The sequence below is a fragment of the Chitinophaga parva genome (genome assembly GCF_003071345.1).
GTDB classification, from domain to species: Bacteria; Bacteroidota; Bacteroidia; order Chitinophagales; family Chitinophagaceae; genus Chitinophaga; species Chitinophaga parva.
On the sequence record NZ_QCYK01000002.1, the window covers coordinates 1243298 to 1255899 of the forward strand.

General features: G+C 53.2%; 9 protein-coding genes. 5 read left to right on the top strand and 4 right to left on the bottom strand.

Annotated features, from left to right (window positions below; all coding sequences use genetic code 11):
- Positions 1–30 precede the first annotated feature (30 nt).
- Complete coding sequence (locus DCC81_RS15425; protein WP_108687497.1) at positions 31–804, bottom strand: glycoside hydrolase family 16 protein; 774 nt, start codon at positions 802–804, stop codon at positions 31–33.
- A gap of 132 nt (positions 805–936) precedes the next feature.
- Here DCC81_RS15425 and DCC81_RS15430 point away from each other — a divergent pair, with 132 nt between their 5' ends.
- The 5 genes from DCC81_RS15430 (at position 937) to DCC81_RS15450 (ending at position 5761) form a co-directional block, all read left to right on the top strand.
- The gene (locus tag DCC81_RS15430; protein ID WP_108687498.1) at positions 937–2052 is read left to right on the top strand and encodes an acyltransferase family protein; all 1116 of its coding nucleotides are present in this window, start codon (positions 937–939) and stop codon (positions 2050–2052) included.
- A 54-nt stretch (positions 2053–2106) separates the two neighbouring features.
- Positions 2107–2670 carry a hypothetical protein gene (locus tag DCC81_RS15435; RefSeq protein ID WP_133177677.1) on the top strand — a complete coding sequence of 188 codons (564 nt, stop codon included), beginning with the start codon at positions 2107–2109 and terminating at the stop codon, positions 2668–2670.
- Between the two features lie 31 nt (positions 2671–2701).
- Complete coding sequence (locus DCC81_RS15440; protein WP_108687500.1) at positions 2702–3340, top strand: class I SAM-dependent methyltransferase; 639 nt, start codon at positions 2702–2704, stop codon at positions 3338–3340.
- Positions 3341–3518: 178 nt separating this feature from the next.
- Complete coding sequence (locus tag DCC81_RS15445) at positions 3519–4727, top strand: aldose epimerase family protein (protein WP_108687501.1); 1209 nt, start codon at positions 3519–3521, stop codon at positions 4725–4727.
- Complete coding sequence (locus DCC81_RS15450; protein WP_108687502.1) at positions 4727–5761, top strand: glycoside hydrolase family 43 protein; 1035 nt, start codon at positions 4727–4729, stop codon at positions 5759–5761. The genes DCC81_RS15445 and DCC81_RS15450 overlap by 1 nt, the downstream gene beginning before the upstream one ends.
- A 120-nt stretch (positions 5762–5881) precedes the next feature.
- Here the strand turns inward: DCC81_RS15450 and DCC81_RS15455 are convergent, their stop codons facing one another.
- The 3 genes from DCC81_RS15455 to DCC81_RS15465 form a co-directional block, all read right to left on the bottom strand.
- Positions 5882–7408, bottom strand: coding sequence for a sulfatase family protein (locus DCC81_RS15455; protein ID WP_108687503.1), 1527 nt, complete (start codon positions 7406–7408; stop codon positions 5882–5884).
- 125 nt (positions 7409–7533) lie between these two features.
- Positions 7534–8991 (bottom strand): RagB/SusD family nutrient uptake outer membrane protein, encoded by a 1458-nt coding sequence (locus DCC81_RS15460; RefSeq protein WP_108687504.1) that lies wholly within the window; start codon positions 8989–8991, stop codon positions 7534–7536.
- Positions 8992–9009: 18 nt separating this feature from the next.
- Positions 9010–12060 carry a SusC/RagA family TonB-linked outer membrane protein gene (locus DCC81_RS15465; RefSeq protein ID WP_108687505.1) on the bottom strand — a complete coding sequence of 1017 codons (3051 nt, stop codon included), beginning with the start codon at positions 12058–12060 and terminating at the stop codon, positions 9010–9012.
- Positions 12061–12602 lie beyond the last annotated feature (542 nt).

Sequence of the window (12602 nt, forward strand, 5' to 3'; positions counted from 1 at the left end):
TTTTCGATTAACCAGCGCCGGATGCTTGTGTTACTGGGGCGTGAACTTGAACTCGTGGATGATGATCTCCACGTTTTGCCCGTTAGAAGGCGCCACGCCGTTGAACAGCCAGAGGTTCATCAGCACGGGCATACTCAGGGTGCTGATGGAGTTTGGCGGGTTATTCCAAGTCTTGGCCGCATACACATTGGTATTGTCATCGTAGAAGCCAGCAATGCTCTGGAAGTCTACAGATGAGTTACTGTGCCGGGTGATGCGGTGCGTAGTGTAAGTGCCGGTGAGGGAAATAAGGGCGGTGGTCTCTACACTGCTCTGAGAGCTGCCGGTGGCAGGGTAGAGGGTAAAATCAAGGTTGTTGTTATTGGCACGTCCCCAGCGGGAGTATTCAATATCCATTTCATCATAGCCATCATTGCCGGAGTAATTGAACATGCCAAATACCACGTTCTTGTCTAACTGGTCAATGGCGCCTTCCACTTTCCACTGGTACTTGCCGTAGCCCAGGTTTTGGTTGAGGGTTACTTCCGCGCATTCCCAGTTACCGGTGGTCGTGTTCTTGGCCAGCTTCAGATGGAGGAAGCCGTTGCTGTCTACCCAGGCGTTGCTGGAATTGAAGTGATTGGGGCCGGGGCCCTGTGTGCCGGTACCGCTGCTGGTCACCGTCCAGGTGTAGCCGGAAAAGTTGAGCGTTACAGCGCGGGGTTGTGTATTCGTGGAATTACCGCCGGTCTTTCCGCTGGTAGCGTCTTTTTTACAGGCCATTAAGCTTGCACAAGCCAGTGCAAGCACGAGGAGATTTTTCATGAAATGCAGTTTTTGAGGGTGGAAGATTGGTTGAAAAATGCTGGTTAATCTACAGCAAAGTAAATAGAACGTGTACGTACACGAAAATAATAAAATAACTGTATATTGTACCAGGAATCTTAGAAAAAACAAATGCCAGATCAATCAAGTGCCGCTGCGCAGCCGGCAGGGAAAGCCGCGCGCCTACAGTCTTTGGACCTGTTAAGAGGTTTTACGATCGCTGCCATGATATTGGTAAACACCCCCGGCGATGGCGACCACGTGTACCATCCGCTCACACACGCTGAGTGGAATGGCTGCACGCCCACGGATGTGATCTTCCCGGGCTTTATTTTCATGGCAGGGGTATCCATTGTATTTGCATTGGGCAAGAAGAGACAATCGCCCGGTATGCTCCTGAAAGCCCTGCGCCGCATGCTTACATTGATCGCCATCGGCTGGGGCATAAACCTGGTGTATCATTTCGATCCCGCGCATCTGCGCTTCCCTGGCGTGTTACAGCGCATTGCCCTGGTATATTTTATCGCCACTTTTTTATTCCTTAAACTGGAAGCAAGGCAATTGCGCCTGGTATCATGGGGCTTGCTGGCAGGGTATTATTTGTTGTTCTGGCTTCCATTCCCGGGCAAAGGCGTTGATCTTTTTGATCCGCAACACAACATCGTTGCTTACGTAGACCATACCTTGTTTGGCGCTGGTCATCTCTATCAATGGGCTTATACGGACCCCTGCGGCCTCCTAAGCACATTGCCCGCCATAGCAACGGCCCTGCTGGGCATTGAAGCCGGCAACATTTTAAAACAGACCAGCGATCCCACGGCAAAAACAGCACAGTTACTGCGTACCGGCCTGTTGCTGACGGCCGGTGGCCTTTTGGCAGATTTTATTTTTCCTATCAATAAGCCATTGTGGAGCAGTGCCTACGTGCTGTATACAGGCGGTATTTGTATGAGCTGCCTGGGCATCTCGTTCTGGTATTTTGATGTAAGACAGTATGGGCGCCGGTTTTGGCCCTTGCTGGTGTTTGGTACCAATGCCATTTTTGCTTACGTAGTAGCAGAGGTGCTGCCAAAGTTTGTGAATATGATCGTGATAGGGCATGCGCGGGGGCTGCATATTGTGTATGCCGCGCTGGCGGCGGTGTGTGCGCCGGAACTGGCATCAGTGCTGGCAGCCATGGCATTTGTAGGGCTGGTGTGGATGATGATGTTACTGCTTTATAAGCGGGGTATTATCATTAAGGTGTGAGGAGGCGTGCGCGTGTTGCAAAAACCGTATATTGCCCCCGCAATTCCCCACATTATGCATCGCTACTTCAAACTCACCCTCCTCTTTACCATCGGCCTGATGGTCTCCTTCTTCCTCCCATGGGTGAACGTCCTTTTCTTTGATGCCAGCGCCTTCCAGATACCCCGCTACGTCAGTAACCTACAGGAAATGGCGCAAGCCGCTGGCAGCACCCACCGCGATTACACCAGTTACCTGCTGTACGGTATCCCGGTGTTGTGTATCCTCGGTCTCTGCCGCGATGTATTCCGCCTGAAAATATGGTACTGGGATTACGCCGGTATCCTGGCCATCACCCTTGCCTTTATGGGTTACGTGTTGGTGAAGCGGCAGGACCTGCCGGTATCATTCAGCATTGGTTGCTACCTCACCCTGGCCCTGGCCATTTGCGGCCTGGTATATGGCATTGTGTTCAATGGCAACCCGCCGGTGATAGCCGAAAGCAAGTCGGAGCTATTCCAGGAACTGAGCAACCTGCAGGCGTTAAAAGAAAAAGGCGTGATCACGGCAGAGATCTTTGAAAGCCGCCGCCAGGAGCTGTTGCAGGCCATTGAGCAGCAACAGCAGGAAGCCCGCTGACCCAAGCGGCTGAAATGCTTATATTTACCGCATGCCTGCCGCGCCTAACAACTATGATAAGGTTGCCTCCTTCTACGACCGGCTCTCGCTCCTCATCTTTGGCGGGGCGCTCCGCCGTGCACAGTGGTCCTTGTTAAGCGTGTTGCACCCCGGGCACCGGGTGCTTATCGTGGGCGGCGGTAGCGGGTGGATCCTGGAAGCCATGAGCGCCCGGGTGCCGGAGGGCCTGCACATCACCTACATAGAGATTTCCGCAAACATGACCGCCCTGGCTATGAAAAAGCAGGTGGGTAAAAATGAAGTGGTCTTCATCAATGATTCCATTGCCACACAGCAACTGGCGCCGGAAAGTTTTGATATCGTGCTCACCGCTTTTCTCTTTGATAATTTTCCGCCGGCTGCGGGTGCGGCCCTGTTTGCCCAGCTGCACCATGCCTTAAAGCCCGGCGGGTACTGGCTCTTTGCCGATTTTAAACTGGCGGAGGGCAGGGGCTTCTGGCAGCGCCCCCTGCTAAAGGCCATGTATTTCTTCTTTGGCGCCCTCTGCCAGGTACAGGCCCGCCAGCTCAATGATATGGACGCCCTGTTCCGCCAATACCGTTACAAACTGGTACAACAAAAAGACTACTACGGCCGTTTTGTGAACGCGGCCATTTGTGAGAAAGTGTAAATATTACCTTTATTAATAAAAAACGCTTATTTTAGGGCTCCGACGTTATGAATGTGAAACCAGTGCAAAACCATGTACCAGCGTATAGCCGTTGCCGTAAATTCCCGGTTAATTTATAGGAAGTCACTTTCTAATTTCGGCGGTAGATTTATGTAACACACAGTCCTCAATAAAAATTATGAAAAACAGACTCACGCCCATCCTGGCCGCTTCCCTCTTACTGGTGGCGGTTACTGCTTGTAACAACAATGCCAAGAAGTCCGAGACCCCTGCAGACAGCACCGCGGTATCCACGGACAAAGCCGCAGCCCTGCTGCCGGCGGAGGCCTCTTTTAAAAAGACAGTAGACGGTAAAGAAACCGACCTCTATGTGCTGAAAAATGCGAAAGGCATGGAAGCTGCCATCACCAATTACGGTGGCCGCCTGGTAGCCCTGGTGGTACCTGACAAAGACGGCAACCCGGTAAACGTGGTAGACGGCTTTGACAGTATAGATGGTTTCATCAATTCCGGTGAATCTTATTATGGCGCCACCATTGGCCGGTACGGCAACCGTATTGCCAAAGGCAAATTTACCCTCGATGGCAAGCGCTACCAGCTGTACACAAACAATGGGGCTAATACCCTGCATGGAGGCAAGAAAGGCTACCAGGCCGTAGTTTGGGACGCCAGGAAACTGAATGACTCCACCCTGGAACTGACCTATCTTTCCAAAGACGGGGAAGAGAATTTTCCCGGCAACCTGCATGTGAAGGTCACTTACAGCCTCACGGATGCCAACGGCCTGAAAATAGATTACGAAGCCACTACCGATAAGACCACCGTGGTAAACCTTACCAACCACGCCTTCTTTAACCTGAACGGCATGGGCAGCGGCACCATCCTGAATCACAAGCTCTGGATCGATGCAGACCGTTTCACTCCTGTGGATTCCGGCCTCATTCCCACCGGCAAGCTGGCCGTGGTGCGTGGTACACCGTTCGACTTCACGAAGGGCGACAGCATTGGTACCCGCATCAACGAAGACAATGAACAGCTGAAAAATGGTAAAGGTTATGACCACAATTTTGTGCTCAATGACTACAAGCCGCATACCCGCCGCCTGGCCGCTACCGTCACCGGCGACAAGACCGGCATTGTAATGAACATCTTCACCGAAGAACCCGGCCTGCAGTTTTACAGCGGCAACTTCATGAAGGGGGCCAACAACTTTGGCAAAGGGGGTAAAGACGATTACCGCACCGCCCTGGCGCTGGAAACACAGCACTTCCCGGATTCGCCCAACCAGCCCGGCTTCCCAAGCACCGTGCTGAAACCCGGTGAAACTTACACCACCAGCACTACCTACGAATTTACTGATGTTAATAAAGCCAATTCTGCCCAATAATGCGCCGCCTCTTACTGTTTAGCCTGTTGCTGCTGGGCGCCTGCGCGGTACGTGCGCAACAAACGTTTACCAACCCGCTGCTGCCCGGCGGTGCCGATCCCTGGGTTATTTACCAGGATGGTTTTTATTACTACATGCATACTACCGGCCACACGCTGAAGATCTGGAAAACAAAAAGTATTGCAGACCTGAAGAACGCGGAAAGCAAAGTGGTGTGGACGCCGCCGGATACTGGTGCCTATTCCCGTGAGATCTGGGCGCCGGAGATCCATTTCATTAACAGGAAATGGTACATCTACTTTGCGGCGGATGATGGTTCCAATGCGCACCACCGCCTGTGGGTGCTGGAGAATGCCAGCGCAGACCCCTTGCAGGGCACCTGGACCATGAAAGGTAAAGTGGCCGATGCTACGGACCAGTGGGCTATAGATGGTTCCGTGTTTGAGCACAAAGGCAAATGGTACATCATCTGGTCCGGGTGGGAAAAACGCGAGCAGGATTTTGAAATGCAGAACATCTACATCGCCGCGTTGAAAAATCCCTGGACCATTGAAGGCCCGCGGGTAAAGGTATCCTCCCCGGAACTGCCCTGGGAGCGCATCTGGGACAATAATCCCAAGGGCCATCCCAGCCGCCCGGTGTATGTAAATGAAGGCCCGGAAGTACTGGCCCACGGCAACAAGTTATTCCTGGTATACTCCGCCAGCGGTTGCTGGACCAATGATTATAAACTGGGTATGCTTACTGCCAATGCGAATGCCAACCTGCTGGACCCTAAGTCCTGGACCAAATCACCGGAGCCGGTGTTTGTACAATCACCGGAAAACCATGCATATGGTACTGGTCATAATTCTTTCTTCAAATCGCCCAGCGGTAAGGAAGACTGGATCCTGTACCACGCCAATCCTGAAACGGACCAGGGGTGTGGCGCACAGCGTAGCCCGCGTGCACAGCGCATCAGCTGGAAAGCAGATGGAACGCCGGATTTTGGTATCCCCGTGGCTACGGGGCAGGCGATTGCCATCCCGAAATAACAGCATGGCACAAGCATAAAAAAGCCCGGCACAATTTTGTGAAGTGCCCCCAAAAAGCTAAACACTTTTGGGGGCACTTCAACTTTAGGGGCGCACTTCAATTTGCGCCGGGCTTTCTTTTTACTTTTCCCTTTCAAATATTTCCAAGGCGTCTTTATCGTCATACTGCTTTATCAGCGCTTCCAGCCTGGTTTTCAGGGATGTTACCGTTTTAGCATAGGCCGCATCCTTGTACAGGTTGTGTACCTGCTGCGGATCTTTTTTCAGGTCATACAGCTCCCATGCATTGGCCTCGCCGTAAAAATGTACCAGCGTATAGTCCGGGGTGCGTACGCCAAAATGCGGGTACACATGGTGGGGTTGCGGGAACTCGTAGTAGTGGTAATATACCGCATCGTGAATGGGGGTTTTGTCACCTTTGAGCAGGGGCAGGAATGATCTGCCCTGTATGCCTGCCGGGATGGGGGCGTGTGCAATGTCCAGCAAGGTAGGCGCCCAGTCTATGTTTGCGGTGAGCTGGTTGATCCGGGTGCCGGGTTTTACCACACCAGGGTAGCGCACCAGGAAAGCGGTCTTTAACGACTGCTCATAAATGAAACGCTTGTCAAACCAGCCATGCTCACCCATGTAAAAGCCCTGGTCAGAGGCGTAGATCACCACGGTATTTTCACGGAGATGGTGGGCGTCCAGGTAGTCGAGCAGCTTACCGATATTGCGGTCCAGTGATTTTGCGGTGGAGAGGTAATCCTTCAGATAGCGCTCATATTTCCACTTCACCAGCGCATCGCCACCCAGGTGCAGGCGGTCAAATTCTGCACTCACCTTGTCATAGTAAGCCTTGAACTTTTCTTTTTGCTCCGGCGTAAAGCGGCTGTAGGGACTCTTTTTCTGGTCGTAGTCCACATGCACTTTCAGGTCCTCGCGCAGGCGCATGGTCTTGTCAATGGTCATGTCCTGGTTTTGCGCGGCTACGCGGTCCTTGTAATCATCCTTGAAGGTGGAGGGCAGGGGAAAGTCTTTATCATCATAAGCGCCCAGGTCCTGCAGGTCGGGGAACCATTCGCGGTGCGTGGCCTTTTCACCCACCACCAGGAAGAAGGGGCGGCTGGTGTCGCGCTGGTTCAGCCATTGTTCAGAAAAGTCCGTGATCAGGTTTGTTACATATCCTTCATGGCGCACGGTATCTTTTGCGTTGATGAAATCGGGATTGTAATACTGGCCCTGACCATTAAGGATATTGAAATAATCAAAGCCGGTGGGCAGGCTGCCCAGGTGCCATTTACCGATCCAAGCGGTCTGGTAGCCCTGCTGGCGCAGTACCTGCTGGAACTGCTCCTGGTTGGGGTTGAAGATCTGCCTTTCATTCACCTTAAAACCATTTTCATGGCTGTACTTACCCGTGAGCAAGGTGGCGCGGCTGGGTCCACAGATAGAGTTGGTCACCAGGGCGTTGCTGAATAGCGCACCACTTCTGGCAATGCGGTCTATGTTAGGTGTTACGGCCAGTTTGCTGCCATAAGCGCTGATAGCCTGGTAGGCGTGGTCGTCAGAGAAGATCACGATGATGTTGGGCTGTTTGTGCTGGGCCACTGCCTGTAAAGACAGGAGGGAGGCGAGGGCCAGCAGGCGGAAAGAAAGACGTTGCATGTAATACCGGTTATAGTTTTTGTTTTTGATATTGGAAATTGAACGCTGCCGCCGGTTTTAGCGGCCGGCCAGGAGTGGAACCTGTGTAGCATGATAAAATGTCCCGCATAGAAAATACTCAAATTTTATTGAGTATACCCGCCATTCTGGGTGAGTTGTTTGTTAACATCCCGCTCCCGTTGTGGAATGGGGTAGAGGGTATCGTAATCCTGGATGCCCAGTCCCTTTGCTTTCAGTAAGGTCAGCAGGTTGCCGGTACGTTTCAGGTCAAACCAGCGCTGGTCCTCAAACCCAAATTCCCAGCGGCGCTCATTCAGCAGCGCATCGCGCAGGCCTGCCTGGCTTACCCCACTGATGTCTATGCTGGCATCGGGTGTGGTGATGGACTTGCCATAAGCGCGGCGGCGTACCTGGTTAAGGGCGTCCAAGGCTGTGGCAGACGGGCCATTCAGCTCATTCTCCGCTTCTGCATACGTCAGCAGGATGTCTGCATAACGCACAATGGGAAAGTTGAGTGAACCTTCACCCAGGTTCGTGATAGCAGCCGGATCAAAGTATTTGAACCAGTGCGGGCGGAAGGTGGCCAGGCCTGCGCCGGCGTCATATTGCGTAAAGAAGGTCTTGTCTTTGCGCAGATCACCCGTTAAGAAGCTGTTGTAAAATTCCACGGTGGGCACGTCTGCACTGTTGCCACCCACGGTACCACCGCCTGCCAGCGGGATGGTGGAGCGGGGCAGGAAAAGCGCCATGGCAAAGCCATTGCCCGTACCAGTGTTGCCTTTGTTCTGGATGCCAAAAATCACTTCTTTGTTAAAGCGGTTGGCCGGCGCAAAGATGTCTGCATAGGTGGGCAGCAGGCCATATTGCACATTGTTCAACACCAGCCGGGCTTCCGCGCGGGCATTGGCATAGTCATGCAGGGTAAGGTATACTTTACTCAGCAGGGCGCTGGCGGCAGCGCGGGTGGCGCGGCCATTGCCGGAGGCGCTGCTCACATCATCCAGGTTTTGTTCGCCTTCTTTCAGGTCGCTGATGATCTGGCTGTAAATGGCTTCCTGTGCGGCTCTTGGCTGGCTCACACTGTCCAGGGTGGTTACCTGGTGCAGTACCAGGGGCACGGGGCCAAACAGGCGTACCAGGTCAAAATACAGCAAGGCACGGATATATTTGGCTTCCGCGATCAGTCTTGCCTTTTTAGTGGCGTCCATGGCGATGCCGGGTATTTTGTCGATGGCCACGTTGGCATTGGCAATACCCTTGTAAATGCCCGTCCACAGCGTTTCTATACGGTCGTTTACCGGCCCGTAAGTGTAATTTTTCAGGGCAAAGATGTAGGCATTGGCCACACCCTGCCCGCATTCTGCATTATCCGTGGGCAGTTCTGCCAGCAGGTACATGCCGCGGTAGTACACCTCGGATTGGTTGTTCAATTCATCGTAAGCCCCTACCACGGCGGCGTCTGCATCGGCCGCTGTTTTGTAGAAGTTTTCCGCTGTCATGGTGGAAGTTGGTTTTTCTTCCAGGAACTTTTTGCACGATGCCATTCCGGCTGCCAGCAGGAGGCCAAGCAATATCTTTCTCATGTTACTCATTTTGGTCCACTAAAAATTCAGGTTCAGGCCTACCATGTATGCTTTAGGCGTGGGGTAGGTATCGGCGTCCACCCCGCGCAGGATGGTGCCCTGGCCGGTTTGGTTACCCTCCGGATCGTAACCGGTGTAGTGCGTGATGGTAAACAGGTTTAACGCAGACGCATATACGCGGAGTTGCTGGATGCGGGCCGCCTGTAACCAGCGCGCCGGCAGGCTGTAACCCAGGGTGAGCACGCCCAGGCGGAAGTAAGAGCCGCTTTCCAGTTGTGCATTGGAGAACAGGAAGGAGCGGTTCAGGCTTGCGCGGGGAATGCTGTTGCTCGGGTTTGTGGGTGTCCAGCGGTACTTCACGCGTTCGGAGCTGTTTTTCTGGCCGGTGGGCAGGTCCAGTTCCGCGCGGGTGCTGTTAAGGATGGTATTGCCATACACCCAGTTGAACGAAGCACTGAGATCAAAACCTTTGTAGAAGAAATCGTGGGTCATGCCGCCAAAGAATTTTGGATCTGCATTGCCCAGGAACTTACGGTCGGTTGCATCGATCTTGCCATCGCCATTCAAGTCTTTGTACCGGCGGTCGCCCGCTACAGCCGTGGGTTGTGCGCTATGTGAAATAGCATCGCCTGTCTGGAAAATGCCATCGCTCACATAACCAAAGAAGGAACTGATGGGATGACCTGCCTGCACCACCACCGGGTTGGAGATCTTCAGGTATCCATTGATCTCACCGGTAAGGATCTGCGACACGGGCCCCAGGCTCAGCACCTTATTACGGTTGGCCGCGATGTTAAGGTTCACGTTCCATTTAAATTGCTTGTCTATCACCGCGGCATTCAGGCCCAGCTCCACGCCCCGGTTCTGTACACTGCCTATGTTTTGCAGGGCGGAAGAGAAGCCCGTGCTCCAGGGCACGTTGATGAAGAGCAGCATGTCTGTGGTCTTCTTATTGTACCAGTCCGCCGTTATATTCAGGCGCCCGTTAAAGAAACCGGCATCCAGGCCCAGGTCTGCCTGCGCGGTGGACTCCCACTTCAGGTCACCATTCGGGATATTGCCGGGTGCATAGCCTTTCACCACCTGGTCACCTATCACGTAGCTCATGTTGGAAAGGCCGGCCAGTGATTGGTAGCTGGCTATTTCCTGGTTACCGATCTTACCATAGCTGGCGCGTATTTTAAGTTCGCTGAAGAGGTGCAGCTGTTTGATGAAGTCTTCTTCCGACAGTTTCCAGGCCACAGACCCGGAAGGGAAATAACCAAACTTGTTGTTGGTACCAAACTTGGAAGAACCATCCACGCGCTCTGTAAGTGTAAGCAGGTATTTGTCTTTAAACGCATAGTTAATACGGCCAATGAAAGACGCCAGCTGCCAGTTGTCTACATTGGTGACCGGCGAGCCAATGATAGCACCGGCGCCCAGGTTGTCTGCCTTTTGCAGGTCGTTCACAAAGCCGGATGCCGCAGTGGTCACGGTCTCCCGGTTGTACTTTTGAACGGTAAAGCCACCCAGCACGGTGAGCGCATGATCGTTGAAATTGTGATGATAGGTCAGCGTATTTTCATTCAGCCAGGAAGTGCTGTTGGCACTGGATACCCTGGCCTGCCCGTTTACATTGTAACCGGAAAGCACGGTACGGGGCGCGTAATATTTTTCTTTGGTATTGATCACGTCCGCGCCTGCGCTGGTACGGAAGTCGAGCCCGTCCAGGATCTTGAAGTTCGCATATACATTGCCCAGGATGCGGTAAGTGGTGCTGCGGTTCAGCAGGTCTTTTGCAGTAGCCACAGGATTGCCCATGGGAATGCCCCGGTCACTTTGCAATACATAGGTGCCATCCGGGTTGCGTACTTTGAGAATAGGGTTAAATGCCAGCGCTTCTTCAATCACCCCCTGGGTGCCTTCCCCGCCGGAAGTGGCGCTGAGGGCCTGGTTGGCGTCCGTGCGTGCAATGGACAGGTTAGTACCAAAGCTAAGCCGGGACGTAGCCTGGCGCTCCAGGTTAAAGCGGGTCGCATAGCGTTTGAAATTGGAATTGATCACAATCCCATCCTGGTTAAAATAGTTGAAGGAGAGTGCATATTTTGTTTTGGCATCGCCCCCGGCGGCGGTAAGCTGGTAGTTCTGCTCCGGCGCCGTGCGGAATATCTGGTCCTGCCAGTTGGTACCTTCGCCAAAAGATTTGATCTGTTCCGGGGTGTAGAGCTGTGTGCCGTTGGCATCGTTCACCAGGTTGGCAAAGTCAGTCGCATTCAGCAGGGGCAGTTTTTTAGGCACCTGCTGTATGCCGTAAAATGCATTGAAATCAAAGCGGGTAGGGCCTTCTTTGCCTTTGCGGGTGGTGATCAGGACCACGCCGTTGGCGCCCCGTGCGCCGTATACCGCGGCGGCAGAAGCGTCTTTCAATATTTCAATGGATACAATGTCGTTCGGGTTGATCAGCGCCAGGGCATTGAGTTTGGGGCCTACCGTAGCACCGGCTGCAGCGGCGCTGTTATCGTTGTACACGGGAAACCCGTCTATTACATACAAGGGCTCAGAGCCGGTGTTCACCGAGTTGCTGCCCCGCACGCGGATGGACGTGGCGCCACCCGGCTGGCCGGAGGTAGTGCTTACCTGCACGCCCGCGGCGCGGCCTTTCAGACCATTATCCAGCGATACCGTGGGCGTCTTTTTAAACTGCGCTTCATTAATGGAAGTGATGGAGCCCGTAAGATCGCTCTTCTTTTGAGTACCGTAACCTACCACGATCACTTCGTTCAGCGCAGCGGTGTTGTCGTTAAGGCGTACCAGCAGGTTGCGCTGGTTCTTCACCGCTATCTCCTGGCTGTTGTAGCCCAGGCCTGTGATCACCAGGGTATCCTGTGGTTTTACGGCAAGGGAAAAATGGCCGTTGGCGTCCGTAGCGGTGCCTTGCGTCCCGTGCTTGATGCGCACGTTGATACCGGGCAGCAACTCTCCTTTGGAGGACTGCACGGATCCGCTCACTGTGCCGTTTTGTACCTGTGCATGGACCAGTGGCGCCAGCAGCAGGGATACGGCAAAGAAGGGTAAGATTGATTTCATATCATCGGTTTATTTTCTCTCATGGCAATAGGTATCCTGTTCCGCAAAACCAGTGTTTTGCGGGTGACGGAAGGCAGGGATGCAGCTGGATGAAAGTGCCGTGATTACGGTCTTGGCTATACGAAATTTACAGGCCACAAACGCCAGGGCAAGCCTTATGGTTGTGCAACAGGCATAGCGGTTCCGTTTGGCAGATCCATAAAGGATTGTCCATGCGGGAAGAGCATTCCCTTTTCAGGATGAAGGTTGAATGTGTGTGGTGCGTGTGCTTCCGTGGTGGTACCGGTGCCTACGGCGTAAGCATTTCCCGTGGTGGTGGCAGGAGCTGCAGTAATAAATACGGATCGGTTTTCACAGCAGGGGTGGTACCTGCCTTTCCGGGGCGCATGATCAACCGGTGGTAAGTTGATGTTCCGGGAGCAAAGATATTTTTATTACTCTATAAATCCTATAGGGTAATAAAATTAAGTTGCAAAAAAACGGGGCGGCTGAAGAGCTGCCCCGTATTCATGAAGAGAGTTACTATTGTGTACCTATTGCTA